This window comes from Streptomyces sp. NBC_00572 (genome assembly GCF_026341815.1).
Classification (GTDB): domain Bacteria; phylum Actinomycetota; class Actinomycetes; order Streptomycetales; family Streptomycetaceae; genus Streptomyces.
Genome location: NZ_JAPENX010000001.1, coordinates 6,203,927 through 6,220,789, shown reverse-complemented (window position 1 = coordinate 6,220,789; position 16,863 = coordinate 6,203,927). Strand labels below are relative to the sequence as shown.

At 71.5% G+C, this 16,863-nt stretch carries 15 protein-coding genes; 6 read left to right on the top strand and 9 right to left on the bottom strand.

The window, feature by feature from the left end:
- Positions 1-10 precede the first annotated feature (10 nt).
- The 5 genes from OG514_RS28330 to OG514_RS28310 all read right to left on the bottom strand — a co-directional run bounded on the left by OG514_RS28330 (position 11) and on the right by OG514_RS28310 (position 4,883).
- Positions 11-838: a tyrosinase family protein gene (locus OG514_RS28330; RefSeq protein ID WP_266899608.1), complete on the bottom strand. Its 828-nt coding sequence runs from the start codon at positions 836-838 to the stop codon at positions 11-13.
- 23 nt (positions 839-861) lie between these two features.
- Positions 862-1,254 carry a tyrosinase cofactor gene (locus OG514_RS28325; protein ID WP_266899606.1) on the bottom strand — a complete coding sequence of 131 codons (393 nt, stop codon included), beginning with the start codon at positions 1,252-1,254 and terminating at the stop codon, positions 862-864.
- A gap of 314 nt (positions 1,255-1,568) precedes the next feature.
- On the bottom strand, positions 1,569-2,315 hold the full coding sequence (locus tag OG514_RS28320) for a succinate dehydrogenase/fumarate reductase iron-sulfur subunit (protein WP_266899604.1): 747 nt from the start codon (positions 2,313-2,315) through the stop codon (positions 1,569-1,571).
- Positions 2,312-4,255, bottom strand: coding sequence for a fumarate reductase/succinate dehydrogenase flavoprotein subunit (locus OG514_RS28315; protein WP_266899602.1), 1,944 nt, complete (start codon positions 4,253-4,255; stop codon positions 2,312-2,314). The genes OG514_RS28320 and OG514_RS28315 overlap by 4 nt, the downstream gene beginning before the upstream one ends.
- A gap of 1 nt (position 4,256) precedes the next feature.
- Positions 4,257-4,883, bottom strand: coding sequence for a succinate dehydrogenase (locus OG514_RS28310; RefSeq protein ID WP_266900991.1), 627 nt, complete (start codon positions 4,881-4,883; stop codon positions 4,257-4,259).
- A gap of 196 nt (positions 4,884-5,079) precedes the next feature.
- Here OG514_RS28310 and OG514_RS28305 point away from each other — a divergent pair, with 196 nt between their 5' ends.
- Positions 5,080-5,991, top strand: a complete 912-nt coding sequence (locus OG514_RS28305) for a LysR family transcriptional regulator (RefSeq protein ID WP_266899600.1) — start codon at positions 5,080-5,082, stop codon at positions 5,989-5,991.
- Between the two features lie 86 nt (positions 5,992-6,077).
- Complete coding sequence (locus OG514_RS28300) at positions 6,078-8,255, top strand: hypothetical protein (RefSeq protein ID WP_266899598.1); 2,178 nt, start codon at positions 6,078-6,080, stop codon at positions 8,253-8,255.
- 140 nt (positions 8,256-8,395) lie between these two features.
- On the opposite strand, the gene OG514_RS28295 is transcribed toward OG514_RS28300, so the two are convergent.
- The gene (locus OG514_RS28295; protein ID WP_266899596.1) at positions 8,396-10,561 is read right to left on the bottom strand and encodes a bifunctional diguanylate cyclase/phosphodiesterase; all 2,166 of its coding nucleotides are present in this window, start codon (positions 10,559-10,561) and stop codon (positions 8,396-8,398) included.
- A complete protein-coding gene (locus tag OG514_RS28290) occupies positions 10,558-11,370 on the bottom strand; it encodes an SAM-dependent methyltransferase (RefSeq protein WP_266899594.1) in 813 nt (270 codons plus the stop codon). The genes OG514_RS28295 and OG514_RS28290 overlap by 4 nt, the downstream gene beginning before the upstream one ends.
- A 554-nt stretch (positions 11,371-11,924) precedes the next feature.
- Between OG514_RS28290 and OG514_RS28285 the strand changes: the two genes are divergently transcribed.
- The 3 genes from OG514_RS28285 (at position 11,925) to OG514_RS28275 (ending at position 14,191) form a co-directional block, all read left to right on the top strand.
- Entirely contained in the window at positions 11,925-12,650 is a 726-nt protein-coding gene (locus OG514_RS28285) for a hypothetical protein (protein WP_266899593.1), read from the top strand.
- Between the two features lie 51 nt (positions 12,651-12,701).
- Positions 12,702-13,466 (top strand): DUF4239 domain-containing protein, encoded by a 765-nt coding sequence (locus OG514_RS28280; protein WP_266899591.1) that lies wholly within the window; start codon positions 12,702-12,704, stop codon positions 13,464-13,466.
- A 167-nt stretch (positions 13,467-13,633) separates the two neighbouring features.
- Entirely contained in the window at positions 13,634-14,191 is a 558-nt protein-coding gene (locus tag OG514_RS28275; RefSeq protein WP_266899589.1) for a hypothetical protein, read from the top strand.
- Between the two features lie 120 nt (positions 14,192-14,311).
- Here OG514_RS28275 and OG514_RS28270 read toward each other — a convergent pair whose 3' ends face one another.
- On the bottom strand, positions 14,312-14,830 hold the full coding sequence (locus OG514_RS28270) for a hypothetical protein (protein WP_266899587.1): 519 nt from the start codon (positions 14,828-14,830) through the stop codon (positions 14,312-14,314).
- Between the two features lie 413 nt (positions 14,831-15,243).
- On the opposite strand from OG514_RS28270, the gene OG514_RS28265 reads away from it, so the two are divergent.
- The gene (locus tag OG514_RS28265) at positions 15,244-15,906 is read left to right on the top strand and encodes a class F sortase (protein ID WP_266899585.1); all 663 of its coding nucleotides are present in this window, start codon (positions 15,244-15,246) and stop codon (positions 15,904-15,906) included.
- Between the two features lie 59 nt (positions 15,907-15,965).
- On the opposite strand, the gene OG514_RS28260 is transcribed toward OG514_RS28265, so the two are convergent.
- The gene (locus OG514_RS28260) at positions 15,966-16,832 is read right to left on the bottom strand and encodes a polysaccharide deacetylase family protein (protein WP_266899583.1); all 867 of its coding nucleotides are present in this window, start codon (positions 16,830-16,832) and stop codon (positions 15,966-15,968) included.
- Positions 16,833-16,863 lie beyond the last annotated feature (31 nt).

Below are 16,863 nucleotides of genomic sequence, written 5' to 3'. Positions count from 1 at the left end.
TCCGGCGAGGTCAGGCCGCCGTGTCGAACGTGTAGTGGCGGGTGTGGTCCAGCATGTCCGCCGGGGTCACGTCGTTCCACGGGCGCATGGTGTCGCCGAGGTCGACGACGTTCGCGGTGCCCGCGGCCGGCAGGTACGGGGACCGGGGGTGGCGGGCCTGCCAGTCGGCCCACAGCTTGTCGATGAAGGCGTGGTGCAGCCAGAACACGGGGTCGTTCGGGGAGACTCCGGTGCCCATCTGACCGCCGACCCAGACATGGACTCGGTTGTGGAGGTTCACACCGCGCCACCCTTCGAGGTGGTTGCGGAAGCCGTCCGACGAGCTGTTCCACGGGGCCGTGTCGTAGGTCTCCATGGCGAGGACGGAGTCCACCTCGGCGCGGGTGGGGAGCTGGCGGCCGGCGGCGCCGAGGTCGCGCCGAAGGTAGTCGCGGCCGTCGACGCGGACGTTGATCGTCCAGCGGTTGCCGCTGCGGGCGAACGGGCCGTCGAGCACCTGGCCGTCGCGGGCGCGCCCGGTGCCGCCGAGGAAGTCGGGCGCCCAGAGCGAGGAGCGGGAGGTCCGGTCGGCCGTCCAGTCCCAGTAGGGGAGGTTGACCGTCGGGTCGACGGACTGCAGCGCCTGCTCGAACTCTATGAGGAAGCGCCGGTGCCAGGGCAGGAACGACGGCGACCGGTGGCCGACGCGGTCGCCGTTGTCGGTGTCGCTCATGATGAAGGCGTTGTGCGTGGTGACGAAGGTGTCGTACCGCCCGGAGCGCTTGAGCTCCACGAGGGCGCTGACGAAGCGCCGCTTCTCGTCGGCGGTGAGGGAGGCCTGGTTCTTGCGTACGGTCATGGTGCGTGCCGCTCCTGGATCGATCAGCCGAGGGTGAGGGGTACGAGCGGGGCGCCCTGGAGTTCGCGGACGGCCGCGCGGGCCAGCGATTTGGGCGTGGCGACGGGCTCGTAGTGGTTGATCACGCTGATCCAGGTGCCGTCGGCGTTCTGCATGACGTGCAGTTCCTCGCCGTCGATCGTCACGGAGTAGCCGCTTCCGTGGTGCCCCCCGTGGTGGCCTCCGCCGTGGGCGGGCCCGCCCTGGATGCGGCGGCCCTGGTAGACCTCGTCGAAGGACGCCGGGGCCGGGCCGGCCGCGGGAGCGGTGGCTCGGGGAGCGTCGGCGACGGCGGAGCCGGCCAGGGCGAGGCCCGCGGCGGCCCCTGCGGCTCCTGCCGCGACGCCGAGAACCCGGCGGCGGGTGATGCTGGACATGAAACCCCCAAATGGTCTGTGCGACCGGGGGTTTGGTCATATGCCCCCGGCAGTCCTCATCAGTACCCGGGGGTGAGGGTGGGGTGGAAATCGCCGGAAGTCGGTTGGCCGCGAAGTGGACAACGTGCCATGAAATGTACAGAGTTGAACGGAGTTGATCTTGCTGTCCGCATGGTCGACAGGGCCCCGGGGCGAAGATCTTACGGAGAAAGTGATCATTTCGTGAATGATCTTTCGACTCGGGGTGCGCCGTGTGGCGGAGCCCACGCCCGAAGACTGTCCTGATCCGGACTCCGCCCCGAGTCGACGCCTCTCTACCCCTTCACCTTTCGCTGCGCCCGCAACCACTCCCTGTTCATCGCCGCGATCGACGGCAACGGGATCCCCTTCGGGCAGGCCGTCGCGCACTCGCCCGTCAGGGTGCAGCCGCCGAAGCCTTCCGCGTCCATCTGGCCCACCATGTCCAGGACGCGTGTCTCGCGCTCCGGGGCGCCCTGGGGCAGGACGTTGAGATGGTTGACCTTGGCCGAGGTGAAGAGCATCGCCGAGCCGTTCGGGCAGGCCGCCACACAGGCTCCGCAGCCGATGCATTCGGCGTGCTCGAACGCGAAGTCGGCGTCGGCCTTCGGGACCGGTGTGGCGTGGGCCTCGGGGGCCGAGCCCGTCGGGGCGCTGACGTAGCCGCCGGCCTGGATGATGCGGTCGAAGGCGGAGCGGTCGACGACCAGGTCCTTGACGACCGGGAAGGCGGAGGCGCGCCACGGCTCGATGTCGATGGTGTCGCCGTCGTAGAAGGACCGCATGTGGAGCTGACAGGTCGTGGTGCGCTCCGGACCGTGGGCGTCGCCGTTGATGACGAGGCTGCACGCGCCGCAGATGCCCTCGCGGCAGTCGTGGTCGAAGGCGACGGGGTCCTCGCCCCGCAGGATGAGAGCTTCGTTGAGGGTGTCGAGCATCTCCAGGAAGGACATGTCGGCGGAGATGCCGTCGACGTCGTACGTGGACATGGCGCCGACGGCGTCGGCGTTCTTCTGGCGCCAGACGCGCAGGGTGAGCTTCATGCGTAGCTCCGCTGGGTGGGGTGGACGTACTCGAAGACGAGGTCTTCCTTGTGGAGGACGGGGGCGGCTCCCTCGTTGAACTCCCAGGCCGCGGCGTAGGAGAACTCCTCGTCGCGTCGGGCCGCCTCGCCGTCCGGCGTCTGGGACTCCTCCCGGAAGTGGCCGCCACAGGACTCGGCCCGGTTCAGCGCGTCGAGGCACATGAGCTCGGCGAGTTCCAGGTAGTCGACGACGCGGTTGGCCTTCTCCAGGGACTGGTTGAACTCCCGGCCCGTTCCGGGGACCTTGATCCGGCTCCAGAACTCCTCACGGATCTCCGGGATGCGGGCCAGCGCAGTCCGCAGGCCCGCTTCCGTGCGCGCCATCCCGCAGTACTCCCACATGAGTTCGCCGAGTTCGCGGTGGAAGGAGTCGGGGGTGCGGTCGCCGTCGACGGCCAGGAGGAGGTTCAGCCGGTCCTCGGTCTCGGCGAGCACCTCCCGTACGGCCGGGTGGTCGTCGGTGACGGGCTCCGTGCGGGGGTGCCGGGCGAGGTAGTCGTTGATGGTGGCCGGGAGGACGAAGTAGCCGTCGGCGAGGCCCTGCATGAGGGCGGAGGCGCCGAGCCGGTTGGCTCCGTGGTCGGAGAAGTTGGCCTCGCCGATGGCGAAGAGGCCGGGGACGGTGGTCTGCAGGTCGTAGTCGACCCAGAGTCCGCCCATCGTGTAGTGGACGGCGGGGTAGATCCGCATGGGGACCTCGTACGGGTTCTCCGCGGTGATCCGCGCGTACATGTCGAAGAGGTTGCCGTACTTCTCCTCGACGGCCGCCCGGCCCATGCGGCGGATCGCGTCGGCGAAGTCGAGGTAGACCCCCTGGCCGCCGGGCCCGACGCCGCGGCCCTCGTCACAGACGTTCTTGGCGGCGCGGGAGGCGATGTCACGGGGGACGAGGTTGCCGAAGGAGGGGTAGATGCGCTCCAGGTAGTAGTCGCGCTCCTCCTCGGGGATGTCGGCGGCGGGGCGGGCGTCGCCCTTGGCCTTGGGGACCCAGATGCGGCCGTCGTTGCGCAGCGACTCGCTCATCAGCGTCAGCTTGGACTGGTGGTCGCCGGTGCGCGGGATGCAGGTGGGGTGGATCTGGGTGAAGCAGGGATTGGCGAAGTACGCACCGCGCCGGTGGGCCCGCCAGACGGCGGTGGCGTTGGAGTTCATGGCGTTCGTCGACAGGTGGAAGACGTTGCCGTAGCCGCCGCTGGCGAGGACGACCGCGTCCGCGTAGTGGGTGGAGATCTCGCCGGTGATCAGGTCGCGGGCGACGATGCCCCGGGCCCGCCCGTCGACGACGACCAGGTCGAGCATCTCCGTACGGGCGTGCATCTCGACGTTTCCGGCGGCGATCTGCCGGGACAGTGCCTGGTAGGCGCCGAGGAGGAGCTGCTGGCCGGTCTGGCCGCGGGCGTAGAAGGTGCGGGAGACCTGGACGCCGCCGAAGGAGCGGGTGTCGAGGAGTCCGCCGTACTCGCGGGCGAAGGGGACGCCCTGGGCGACGCACTGGTCGATGATCTCGACGGAGATCTGGGCGAGGCGGTGGACGTTGGACTCGCGGGCCCGGAAGTCGCCGCCCTTGACGGTGTCGTAGAAGAGGCGGTGGATGGAGTCGCCGTCGTTGCGGTAGTTCTTGGCGGCGTTGATGCCACCCTGGGCGGCGATGGAGTGGGCGCGGCGCGGGGAGTCCTGGAAGCAGAACTGGACGACGTGGTAGCCCTGTTCGGCGAGGGTGGCGCCGGCCGAGCCGCCGGCGAGACCGGTACCGACGACGATGACGCGGTGCTTGCGGCGGTTGGCGGGGTTGACCAGCTTGGCCTGGAAGCGGCGGGTGTCCCAGCGTTCGGCGACGGGTCCCGCGGGGGCCTTGTGATCGACGACCGGCTCACCGGTCGTGAAGTCGAGGAAGCTCATGTCAGCTCACCACTCCGGTCATGACGGCGACGGGGACGGAGATGAAGCCCGCGGTCAGAACGAGCGCGAGGGCGTCGGCGAGACCTCGCAGGAGGCGCTCGCGGCGGGCGCTGCCGATGCCGAGGGTCTGGGCGGCGCTCCAGAAGCCGTGCCGGACGTGGAGGCCGACGGCGAGCATGGCGACGATGTAGATGACGTTGCCGTACCAGGTGGAGAAGGTGTCGACGACGTTCTGGTAGGGCTTGCCCTCCTCGAAGCCGCCGGGGTGGACGGTGCCGGTGGTCAGGTCGAGGACGTGCCAGACGATGAAGAGGGCGAGGATGATCCCGCCCCAGCGCATGGTGCGGGTGGCGTACGAGGAGCGCTTGCGGCGGTGGACGTACGCGGTGGGGCGGGCCTTCACGTCACGGCGGCTGAGCTGGTACGCCGAGACGGCGTGGGCCACGACAGCGGCGAGGAGCACGATCCGGACGAGCCAGAGGGCCCACTCGTGGTGCAGGACGGGGGCGCCCATGACCCGCAGCCAGTGGCCGTAGGCGTTGAACTCCTCGGGGCCGAAGAAGACCTTCAGATTGCCTGCGACATGGGCGACGAGATAGCCGAGCATGAGCAGCCCGCTGACGGCCATGACCGTCTTCTTGCCGAGGGTCGATGACAGGAATCCGCGTGACGGTGTGGGGGACGGCGGGCGGCCCGTCGTCCGGTCCCTCGTGGGTGCCAGAGCCATGCTCATGACGCTAGGGCCGAAGACCCCGAGAGGTCCAAGACATGGTCCGGCTGATCTCGATAGGCCTCCCCTATGAAAGTCGCCTACTCTGGTGTTCATGCAGTTCCAGCAGCTCCTCTACTTCGTCGCCGTGGCCGAGACCCGTCACTTCACCCGGGCCGCCGAGCGCGTCCATGTCTCGCAGCCCTCGCTCTCCCAGCAGATCAAGGCCCTGGAACAGGAGTTGGGCGCCGAGCTGTTCAGCCGCGCCCGGGGCAACATCACGCTCACGGACGCGGGCGAGGCCCTGCTGCCGCTCGCCCGACGCATCCTCGCCGACACCGAGACGGCCCGGATCGAGGTGCAGGAGCTGGCCCAGTTGAAGCGGGGCCGGGTGCGGCTCGGCGCGACCCCGAGCCTGTGCACGGGGCTGCTGCCGGACGTTCTGCGGGCCTTCCACGACCTGCACCCGGGCATCGAGCTCCTCATCGAGGAGGGCGGCTCGCACGATCTCGTACGGGAGCTGGCACGCGGGGCCCTCGACCTGGCGCTGGTCGTCCTGCCGCTGCCGACCCCGTCACCGGCCCTGACCACGGTCGAGCTGCTCCGGGAGGACCTGGTGGTGGTCTCCTCGGCGTCGGCCCCGGCGCCACGCCGCCCGGTGCGCATCACGGACCTGCGGGACCAGCCGCTCGTGATGTTCCGGCACGGCTACGACCTGCGGGAACTGACCGTGGCGGCCTGCCGGGCGGAGGGCTTCGAGCCGACCTTCACGGTCGAGGGCGGCGAGCTGGACGCGGTCCTCGGTTTCGTACGGGCCGGGCTCGGGCTCGCGGTCGTCCCCGCGATGGTGGCAGCACGCGCCGGCCGGGACCTCCGCGTGACCGCCCTCGCCCGGCCGGGCCTGCGCCGGACGATCGCTCTGGCACACCGGAGCGATGTGGCGCCTCCACGGGCGGCGCGGGAACTCCAGCGGATGCTGCTCGCCGCGCGCCGGGGTGGCCCCGAACGGGCGATGGACGTCGGCTGAGACGGCCGTCGCCCGAGTGGCCCGCCTCTCCTGAACCGCCGTAAATCCGCGTGCGACCGACGTCGGGCGACTGCGAACATGCCCCTATGGTCCACGCTCTCGAACACCTGGTCGTCCGGCACACCCACCGTCTCCCCTCCCCCACCGGTCCGGCCGGGGACGGGGCAGCCGCCGTTCGCAGGTTCGACGCGGCCCTGATGACCGCCGGCTTCAAGCTCTCGGCCGAGCTGATCGAGCGCCTGTCGGGATTCGCCGAGCCGACGGTCGTCGAGACCGCGGTACGCACCCTGGCCACGGTCCGCGAACTCGTCGGCGACCATGTGCGGCACAACGTCTACTTCGTCGACTTCCCGGCCAACGTGCCGGACACGCTCGACTTCTGGATGGCGTGCGTGGCCGAGGCGCTCGACGACGTCGATGCCCGCGCGGGCGCGGTCGACCGGCTGCGCGCCGGCGTCCTCGACCTGCTGACCCTCCCGTCGTACGGCCGCTACCGGCACACGTACGAGGAGATGCTCGCCGCCCACGACGAGCTGATCGCGACGGCCGGTGACCGGCTGACGGTGCTCCACCCGGGCGCGGACGGCGACGCCGAGGTCACCGGGGTCTATCTGGCCCTGGCCGGCAGCACGACCCCGCTCGGCGAGGAGCATCTGCGCGATCTGGCCGTGCTCGCCGAGCACTGCGCGGACGGTCCCCAGCCCGAGACGATCACGGTCCGGGAGAACCGCGCCGTCGTCAACCACGCCCGGCTGCGGGCGGGCGCGGCTCCGTTGCTCGACACCGTGACCGATGTCCTGCGGCTGGCCTGCGCCCTCGCGGAGGGCGATGTCACCCTGCGCGAGCCGACCCGTTTCCGCGCGCTGTCCCGCCCGTACCGCCGCGCCTTGCTCGCGGGCCTCGACGCGGTCGTGGCGGCGTCCCCGGCCAAGCTCGCGGACGTGTCCGCGCACGCCGAGGCGTGGAAGCGGCTCGGGGAGCGGCTGCACCCCCACGAGTACCCGCACTGGCCGCACGCGGCAGAGGTGTTCGCCGTGGCCCGGGGCGAGCGGAAGGTGCCGTCGTTCGACAGCCGAATGGAGGAGATGCTCGGTCGGAGTGATGTCACGGCCGCCGCGGAGCTGCTGGCGTCCCACGCACCGGGTCGCCTGTTCCGCGCCCTGGACCGGCTCCTTCGCGGTGCGGCGGACGGCAAGGAGCGGGAAGCGGTCCTCGCGGCCGTCGAGCGGGCCGCGCCGGAGGTGTCGGGCCGGGTCGTCCTGTCGGTGCGCGAGCACCTGCAGAACCGCGCGGGCGCGAGCGGTGGGGAGCGCCGGGTGTTCGTGAACCGGGAGGGCAAGGCCTGGGTCACCGCCGACACGCGTCCGGCGCTGGCGGACACCGACCGCGAGCGCCTCATCGCGGTCCTCGATGCCGAGACCCGGCGCCGACTCCCGGCCCCGGGGCACCTGTTGATCGACCCCGACGTGCTGGACGTCGCGCTGCCGTTGAGCGGCCGGGCCGCCTCGGCGGGGCTCGGCGTGCTGCCGCGCGGCTCGGTCTCGCCGGTCGAGGGGGAGCTGCTGCGCTTCTTCACGTACTGGCGGGAGGCGCGACACACGACCGACCTGGACCTGTCGGCGGCCGTCCTGGACGAGAACTACGCGACGATCACCTGGCTGTCGTACACGGCGCTGACCGACGTCGAGGGCCGGCACTCGGGTGACATCACCGAAGCCCCGGACGGGGCATCGGAGTTCATCGATCTGCGGCTCGGCGCGGTGCGGGGCACGTTCATCGTCCCGCAGGTGCACGTCTTCTCGGGTGAGGGCTTCGACCAGGTGGCGGAGGGCTTCTTCGGGTTCATGCTGCGCGAGGGCGAGCAGGGCGGCCGGCCGTTCGAGCCGCGTACCGTGCGGATGAAGTCGGATCTGCGCGGCCCCGGCCGGGTGGCACTGCCGCTCGCCTTCCGGCGGGACGAGGAGGGCCGCTGGCACGCGCACTGGCTGCATCTGTATCTGCGGGGGGCGCCGTCGGGGAACCGGGTAGAGGAGCACCGGGTGTCGATCGCGGTCCTGTTGCGCGGGCTCTTCGCCCGGACGCCACTGACGGTTCGTCACCTGGTGGCGCTGATGGAGGAGTCGGGGGCGTCGACGACCCTGTGGGACGGCCGGACGGTGCCGGACGCCCCGGTGACGTACATCGGCCTGGAGCGGCCGGACGGCCTCGCTCCCGGTTCGTCCGTGATCACCCCGGAAAATCTGCGCGACCTGCTGCCCGCCTGAGTGTTACGGTCGTTCCGGGGCGAGGCCATGGAGAGGCTTCCTTCTCATACTCCAATGAATTAGCCTCTCCGCTTTCCTCCCCCGCACTCTTCCCGGCCTCCCCGCTTCGCGCGGGGAGGCCGGTTTCGTACGTTCGGGTCTCAGACCGCGTCCGCCAGGAGCAGCGAGTGGATGCGGTCGGGGGCGCCGGGGCGGGCGTAGTACCAGCCCTGGGCCGTGTCGCAGCCGAGGTCGCGGAGCTGGCGGGCCTGGGCTCCGGTCTCCACGCCCTCGACGGTGACGGCGAGTTCAAGACTGTGCGCCAGGGAGACGATCCCCTCGACGATCTTGAGGTCGACCGGGTCCACCGGGTGCTGCTGCATGCCCCGGGTGAAGGAGCGGTCGAGCTTGAGGACGCTCACCGGCAGCCGGCGCAGGTTGGCCAGGTTCGAGTAGCCGGTGCCGAAGTCGTCGAGCGCGATGTCCACGCCCATCTCGGCGAGCTGCCGCAGCGGCTTGAGAAGGTCCTCGTCGGCGCCGATGAGCGCCGATTCGGTCACCTCCAGGCAGAGCGCGCCCGGTTCGAGCCCCGACCGTTCCAGGACGTCGACGGTGTCGGCGACCAGGCGCGGGTGGTGGAGCTGGGTCGGGGAGAGGTTGACGTTGATCCGCAGCGGGCCGCCGTCGGAGTGCCGGGTCTGCCAGAAGCGGGCCTGGCGCACGGCCTCCTGGAGCACCCAGCGGCCGAGCGGCACGATGAGGCCGGTGTCCTCGGCGAGCGGGATGAAGCGGTCGGGGCCGAGGACGCCGTGCTGCGGGTGGCACCACCGTACGAGTGCCTCGGCGCCGTGGACGCTGCCGTCGTCGAGGTGGACGAGCGGCTGGTACTCGATGAAGAACTCGCCGCGTTCCAGGGCGGTCGGCAGGGCCGTGGTGAGGCCGTGCCGGGTGATGGCGCGGGCGTCGGCCTCCGCGTCGGCGAGCTCGAAGCGGTTGCCGCCCGCGGACTTGGCCCGGTACATGGTGATGTCGGCGCTCCTCAGCACCTCGGCCGGGGTCCGCTCGCCGGCCGGCCCCTCGACGACGCCGAGGCTGCCGCGGACGGTCAGTTCGCGGCCGTCGATGCGGAGGGGGGTGGAGAGGGCCGCGAGGATGCGGTCGGCGAGTTCGGTGACGTCGCGCTCACCGCCGGCGCCGGTGGTGAGGGCGACGAACTCGTCCCCGCCGAGCCGGGCCACCATCTCGCCGGCCCCGGTGACACAGGTCTGCAGCCGGTCGGCGACCTCGACGAGCAGCCGGTCTCCGGTGGAGTGGCCGAGGCTGTCGTTGATGACCTTGAAGCCGTCGAGGTCCAGGTAGCAGAGGCCGAAGCGGGCGTTGTCGCCGGGCGCGAGGGCCTTCTCCAGACGCTCGAAGAACAGGGTGCGGTTGGGCAGTCCCGTCAGCGCGTCGTGGGTGGCCTCGTACCGCAGGCGCAGATGGAGCAGGCGCCGCTCGGTGGTGTCCTCCATGAGGGCCAGCTGGTACTGGGGGTTGCCCTCGGCGTCGCGGAGGAGCGAGACGGTGAGGTTGGTCCAGAGAACCGTTCCGTCACCGCGGTAGTAGGGCTTCTCCACCCGGTAGTGCTCGCGGTCGCCGCGGACGAGCTCCTCGTACAGCTTCCAGACGTGCGGGCCGTCCTCCGGGTGGACCCACTCGCTGACCTTCCGGCTGCGCAGCGGGCCCTCCATCCCGCCGAACATGCGGGTGAGGGTCTCGTTGACCTCCAGGACGTTGCCGTCGAGGTCGGCGATGCCGATGCCGATCGCCGCCCCGTCGAAGACCGCCCGGAAGCGGCTCTCGGTGGCGTGCAGGGCGATCTCGGCGGCGCTGCGGGCGGAGAGCGCGGAGCGTGCGATGGCCTCCTGCTCGGCGCGGGTCCGCTCGCGCAGGGCCTGGGCGTAGCCGGTGGCCATGGCGTGCTGGAGCCGGGCGCAGCGGGCCCGGAGCTCCTCGGCCGGCAGGTCCGACTCCGTACCGCAGTAGAGCACCAGGTAGGAGTCGACGACCCCGAGGCTGCGGCCGAGGGCGTCCGGGTCGGTGCAGTGGGCGGCGACGAGGGCCACGCCGGTGCGGTGGGCCGGGGCCGTGTCGAAGGGCCGGGCGTGCAGCGCGTCGTACAGGGTGCGGGCCAGCGGCAGCAGATGACCCTCGAACTCGGCGCGGGTCAGCGAGGTGGCGGTCACCGGGAAGATCGCACGGCTCCAGATGGTGACGAACCGCCTGAGTCTGTCCTCCGGGCCGTCGGCTTCGGCAACGCTGCCGGACGGCTGAGACGGGACCTTCACGCCTTGCGCCCCACCCCTGCGAAACCGGAGAAGGCGTAGGGATCCTCCTCCTCGGCCGGGCTGTCCGGACGCCAGAGGGGCATCGGGACGAGGCCGGGCTCGATCAGTTCGGTGCCCTCGAAGAAGCGGGTGATCTCGGCGCCGGAGCGCATCACCAGGGGGCTGCGGATGTTCCGGTAGACCCCGACGGTGCCGCCGGCCTGTTCCTCGGAGAGCGGGATGCCCTCGTACGAGGCGTGGGTGAGGACGAGGAGGCTGCCGGGCGCGAGGGCATCGAGCAGTTCGGTGACGGCCGCGTACGGCCGGTCCTCGTCCTCCAGGAAGTGCAGGACGGCGACGAGGAGCAGCGCCACCGGCCGCTCCAGGTCGAGGAGTCGGGACACCTCGGGGCTGTACAGGATGTCGGCCGGCTTGCGCAGGTCGGCGGCGACGACCGCGGCTCCCTCGTCACCCTCCAGGACGGCGCGGCTGTGGGCCACGGCGACCGGGTCGTGGTCGACGTAGACCACGCGCGCGGAGGGGTCGGCGGTCCGGGCGACCTCGTGCACATTGCCGAAGGTGGGTATGCCGGAGCCGATGTCCAGGAACTGGGTGACGTCGTTGTCAACGGCGTGGCGGACGGCGCGCCGCATGAAGGCACGGTTCGCCTGCATGACCTTGGGCAGGCCAGGCATGAACTCCATGGCCTTGCGCGCCGCTTCCCGGTCCACTTCGAAATTGTGCGAGCCGCCCAGATAGAAGTCGTACATACGGGACACGCTCGGCACCGAAATGTCGATACCAGGCGGAGCCCAGGCGGGACGCTCCATCAATGTCTCCAACAAGTCGCCATGGGGGATGCGGCCAGGTGTTCGCGGCCGGTGTTCGAGGTGAGGCTACTGATCGCCCGCCGAGAGAGCGAGTAGAAACGGAAATTCGCGGTCCGTTCTTGGTCACACGCCATTGGCACGTGCTCCCGGAACGAAGAGTTCACGCCTTCAGGCTGTGCAAATTCACGTGCATATGAGTGTGCGTCGGCTCTTTCGGCCGAGCGCGGTTCCCCGCGAAGGACGCCCAGGTCCCGCCCGTACCTCGGCTGTTACTGCCGGAGGGGCCTGGTCGCCGGTGCAGGATGCCCCGTTCACCTTCCCGTCCGACAGGGCGACAACCGGACAGTTATCGATCCGAGGCCGGAACGGACCCGGTCCGCCGCCTTCCGGAATCCATCTACCCCGCGATACGCGGGCATGGAGACGGTCGAGTCGCCCCCGCCGCCTTCGATCGTGGCGAAACGTCAAACCGGCGCCTCCGGAGATCCGCTCCATCCGGCGAATCCCGCTCGATTCCGCCCCGGCGCGCCGCGTCTGTGATCAAGCTCGACGGCGTGTCTCTGTACGGATCACTCCTCGCGCGGCCGCTGGCGGCCCTCGGACTGGTGTGGCTGCTCGCCACCCCGGTGCCCGCCGCCGCGGACGCCTGCGCCTACGCCTCGACCGGCCCGGGCGGTTCCCACGTCGCGGTGGCGATCGCCGGCGACGGCCACCACGACGGCGACGGCAGCTCAGGGAAGGGCAAGGGTCACGGGAAGGGCCACGGCAAGGGAAAGGGGCACGGCCATCACCACCCGAAGCCCTGCCCCACCGAGCCGCCCCCGCCGTGCCCGTCCCCCACGCCCGAGCCGACGCCCACGCCTACTCCCACGCCGACGCCGACGCCCGAACCGCCGTCCCCCTCCCCGTCCCCGTCCCCGACGCCCTCGCCGTCACCGAAGCCGCCTCCGCCCACCCCTCTCCCGCCCCGGCCCGCGCCGAAGCCACCGGCCACCAAGCCGGCACCCCGCCCGGAGCCGCCGCCGCCCGCCCCTCCGACCACGAGGCCGCCGGAGCCCGCGCCCGCGCCGCCCCCGCCTCCCCCGCCGCCGAGCCCGAGCCCGACGCCGCCGCCCACCGTGCGGCCACGGACCCCGGCACCCGGCCCCGTGGCACTGCCCCACTACCGCCGCGCCACGCACACCAAGCCGAAGAACGGCACCTCCGTCGTCACCGCGACCCTCATGATCACCGCGCCCGCGGTGCTCGCGACGGCGATCCTGCGCCCCCGGTCCAAGTGACCCGCCGACCCATCGGCCCCTTCGTCTCTCCGAATCCCGCAAGAGGAATCCATGTCTGAATGGCTTGTTCTCACCCTTGCGATGGCTGCCGCGTGCGCTGTCGTGCTCACGATCGTCGTCATCAACAACCGCCGGATCCCCGAGGACGACGACCCCAGCGAGACCCCGGACGTCATCGAATACATGACGATGATGATCGGCGTGATCTACGCGATCGTCCTCGGTCTCGCCATCGCCGGTGTCTGGGAGGCCCGCGGGGCCGCCCAGGAGACCGTGCGGCAGGAGGCCCAGGCGATGCACGAGATCTCGGCCCGCGTCGAGGTGTACCCGCAGGTGGTCCGCGAGCGCATCCGCGCCGATGTCGACGCCTACGTCGCCTATGTGGTCAACGACGAGTGGACGTACATGGCGGAGCACGGCGAGCTGAGCGAGGAGGGCACCGCGCTCCTGGAGAAGGTGCGGCGCAGCGTCACCGACTACCAGCCGGCCAACGACTTCGAGGGGCAGGCGTACCAGCCGCTGGTCGACCAGGTGGCCGTGGCCGACGACGCCCGGGGGTCCCGGGGGCAGAACGCGGGGGCGACCATGCCGGGGGTGGTGTGGTTCGGCCTGATCATCGGCGCCCTGGTGACGGTCGGCCTGATCTTCACCCTGCAGATCCGCAGAACCGGGCGCGAACTGCTGCTCGCCGGACTCTTCAGTGTGCTGATCGCGTTCCTGCTGTTCCTCATCTGGGACTTCGACGCGCCGTTCGGCCGGGGCATCTCGGCCACCGCCGCGCCGTTCACCGATCTGTTTCCGCAGCTCACACCGTGAGGCGACACGCCCGTGTAGGCCGGTCGGGGGACATCCATGCCCCATTCGCACGTCTGGAATCGCGGCTGTGGTAGTGCGCTCCTAGCGTTTCGGACATCGAGGTGCACGCACGGTCTTTCGCGGAAGCCCCCTTCCGCGGCTGCCCCTCGGGACCCGGAGGATTCACCATGCGCGCGATACGTGCCGCGACCACTGCCCTGCTGGGGGCGGCCGCCCTCGCCCTGGCCGCCCCCGCCGCCGTCGCGGCGGACGGCGCTCCCGCACCGAACCCGCGGGCAGCGCGAGCCAAGGCACCGGGCGATTTCGTCGTGTCGCCCTCGCTCGTCTCCCCGGGCGGACGGGTGACGCTCAGTGCCCCCGGCTGCGCCAGTACGGCGAGGGCCTCGGCCGGCATCTTCGACACCGTCACCATCGCACCGGGCTCGGCGGCCATCGCCACCGTGGACGCGGACGCCCGACGAGGCGCCGTGTACACCGTGTCGTTCAACTGCACCGGCGGGATCTCGGACACCGTCGATCTGACGATCAGCGGCGTTCCGACCGCCACCCCGACGATCAGCTCCACCATCCTCACTCCCCCGCGCGGGGTACAGGGTGGTCTGGGCGGTTCGGTGGGCGGCTTGGAGCCGCTCGAACTGGCCGGCGGCGGTGCGCTGGTGCTCGCCGCGGTCCTCGGAGGCGTGTACGTGGTCCGTCGCCGCTCCGGCTCGACCCGTCGCCACTGAGCGGCCGTCGTGGCCCGGTCCGGTGCGGGTGCCCGTCGTCCACGGACGCCCGTCGCCCCCGGGTCCCTGCAGGGACCCGGGGGCGACGGGCGGGGTGGGCCGACCGGGAGGTTCGACCGGTCAGACCCCCGCACCGGTCATACGGCGACGGCGGACGATGAAGAGCCCGCCGCCGAGCGCGGCGGCGGCGACCAGGCTGCCGCCGACGGCCATCTCCGTAGAGCTGGGGGCCAGCGAGCCGCCGAGGCCGCCCTGGGCGCCGCGGCCCGGGAGGACCCGGAACGGCTCCGTGACCACGTTGGAGCCGCCGTTGCACCTGACGGCCAGGTTGTAGTTGCCGGGAGTGGCGTTGTTGTAGACGCGGGCGACGGCGGTGGAAACGCCGTTGCCGCCCGAGAGGGTGGCGTCCGGGAAGGCGTTGGACGTGACCGTGCCACCACGGTTGCAGCCCCTGGCGGTGATGGTGAGCGTCGACCCGGGGTGGACCTCGAAGGGGCTGACGGTGACGTTGCTCGGGGTGTTGTTCGAGCCACCGCTGAGCACATTGCCCGGACCGTAGGTGGCGGCGGCGAGGGGGGCCGCAAGGCCGACCGCCGCGATCGCGGTGGCGGTCACCGCCAGAGTGCGTGCAGCACGCATGGTTGAACCTCCAGTGGAAGACGCCCCAAAGCGGTGCTCCGGGAGTTTCGACGAGTACGCCTTCCATGACGAACCATCACAAGTCATGGCCAGCTGTGCATTTCGGCACTGGTCCACCCCGGTGAGGCGACACGCCCGGAATCGGACCCTTGGAGGAGGAAGAACCGCAGGTCAGAGCCGACTGGGCCGCTTATCTGACGATTACTCGGATGGGTCAGCCCCGTGTCACCCACCTGTCGGCAGCCCGCCTCACCGGGCGCGCTCCCCGCTGCCCCGGGGGCAGGGGACGGGGCGCACCCCCGTACCCGCGCTCCGACACCCGTCCGGCGGCGGCCCCCACCCGTTCGCACCGCCCGGCGCGACGGTCCGTCAGGTCGCCCTTACCGTTCTGACGACGCCACGAAGGGAGAACCATGCCCCCGAAGGACTTCCGCGTCTTCGAGCGTAGGAGACGCCAACCCTGGGGCGTCCTGGCCCTCGCCATGCTGTCCGGGATCGCGATGATGCGCAACGGAGTGGACGTCGCGCTGGGGCCCCCGCAGCCCGCCGCGGCGGCCCGTCCGGTGGCGCGCCCCGTCGCGCCGCCGCAGGACGCGGCGACCGAGGGGCTGGAGCCGCTGCCCTTCGCCCCCGCCTCCCGCATCAAGATCCCCGCGATCCAGGTCGCGGCCCCGATCATGGACGTGGGCCTCGACCCGGACGGCTGGGTGGCGGCCCCGCCGCCCCAGGACACCAACCTCGCCGGCTGGTACCAGAACGGCATCTCCCCCGGCCAGCGCGGCACCGCGGTCGTCGTCGGTCATGTCGACAACGCGCAGGGCCCCGCGGTCTTCTACGGCCTGGGCTCCCTGGAGAAGGGCCAGCACATCGAGGTCGAGCGCTACGACGGCCGGGTCGCGGTCTTCGAGATCTACGGGCTCGAGGTGTACTCGAAGGACAACTTCCCGGGCGTGCAGGTGTACGCCGACACCGGTGAGCCCGAACTGCGGGTCATCACCTGCGGCGGCGGCTACACGCGCGCGCGTGGGTACGACGGGAACGTCGTCGTGTACGCGCGCATGGTCGGCTCTCGCTGACCGCGCCACGGCGAAGAGCCCCGGCACCTGAGGTGCCGGGGCTCTTCGCCGTGGCACGGTCAGCGCCGGGGCACGGTGATGTGGTAGCCGGAGTCGAGGAGTTCGGGCAGATAGCGGCGGAGCGCGGTCACGGTCTGGGCGCGGTTGCCGCCGGCGTCGTGGGAGAGGACGACGGCGCCGGGGGCGGCGCCGCCGAGGACCCGGCGGACGATGGCGCCGGCGGCGGCGGGTTCCTTCCAGTCCAGGGTGTCGACGGTCCAGGCGAGCGGCTCCATGCCGAGTGCGGCCCCGATCTCGAAGGAGTGCCGGTTCCAGGCCCCGTAGGGCGCGCGGTACCAGAGCGGGGCCGTGCCGAGGGTCCGTTCGACGACCTCGCTGGTGGATCCGAGCTCGTCGCGGATCCGGGAGGGCCGCAGCTTCGGGATGAGCGGATGGGACCAGGAGTGGTTGCCGACGACATGACCGTCGTCGGCCATCTCCCGCAGCAGGTCCGGGTTCTCGACCGCCATCTCGCCGCAGACGAAGAACATGGCGCGGCAGTCGTAGTGGCGCAGGGTCTCCAGGATGCCCGGGGTGTAGCGGGGGTCCGGGCCGTCGTCGAAGCTCAGCACCATCGAGCGGCCGACGCCGGACATGCTGAGGAAGGGCCGCTGCCGCACCGGCGGGACCGCGTGCCGGAAGGCCGGAGGCGCGTACGCGGTCATCGGCTGGAGCCGGTACGAGGTGGGCCGCAGCCGGGCGGCCTGGGCCTGCGGGCCGGCGGCCGGGCCCGCTCCGACACCTCCCCGCCCGGGCGGGGCCGGAGGTGCGGCGGCTCCGGAGGCCCCTTCAGACGGCGCGAACCGGTCCGCCGCGATGGCGCCGACGGTGGCGGTGGCCCCGAGGGCGGCGGCGAGCCGCAGCACCGTCCGGCGCCCGTTGGGCATCTGATCCTTTTTCATGACCAATGGTTCATAC

Coding starts and splice junctions, on each gene's coding strand:
- OG514_RS28330 (WP_266899608.1), bottom strand. CDS start 838: ATGACCGTACGCAAGAACCAGGCCTCCCTCACCGCCGACGAGAAGCGG.
- OG514_RS28325 (WP_266899606.1), bottom strand. CDS start 1,254: ATGTCCAGCATCACCCGCCGCCGGGTTCTCGGCGTCGCGGCAGGAGCC.
- OG514_RS28320 (WP_266899604.1), bottom strand. CDS start 2,315: ATGAAGCTCACCCTGCGCGTCTGGCGCCAGAAGAACGCCGACGCCGTC.
- OG514_RS28315 (WP_266899602.1), bottom strand. CDS start 4,255: ATGAGCTTCCTCGACTTCACGACCGGTGAGCCGGTCGTCGATCACAAG.
- OG514_RS28310 (WP_266900991.1), bottom strand. CDS start 4,883: ATGGCCGTCAGCGGGCTGCTCATGCTCGGCTATCTCGTCGCCCATGTC.
- OG514_RS28305 (WP_266899600.1), top strand. CDS start 5,080: ATGCAGTTCCAGCAGCTCCTCTACTTCGTCGCCGTGGCCGAGACCCGT.
- OG514_RS28300 (WP_266899598.1), top strand. CDS start 6,078: ATGGTCCACGCTCTCGAACACCTGGTCGTCCGGCACACCCACCGTCTC.
- OG514_RS28290 (WP_266899594.1), bottom strand. CDS start 11,370: ATGGAGCGTCCCGCCTGGGCTCCGCCTGGTATCGACATTTCGGTGCCG.
- OG514_RS28280 (WP_266899591.1), top strand. CDS start 12,702: ATGTCTGAATGGCTTGTTCTCACCCTTGCGATGGCTGCCGCGTGCGCT.
- OG514_RS28275 (WP_266899589.1), top strand. CDS start 13,634: ATGCGCGCGATACGTGCCGCGACCACTGCCCTGCTGGGGGCGGCCGCC.
- OG514_RS28270 (WP_266899587.1), bottom strand. CDS start 14,830: ATGCGTGCTGCACGCACTCTGGCGGTGACCGCCACCGCGATCGCGGCG.
- OG514_RS28265 (WP_266899585.1), top strand. CDS start 15,244: ATGCCCCCGAAGGACTTCCGCGTCTTCGAGCGTAGGAGACGCCAACCC.
- OG514_RS28260 (WP_266899583.1), bottom strand. CDS start 16,832: ATGCCCAACGGGCGCCGGACGGTGCTGCGGCTCGCCGCCGCCCTCGGG.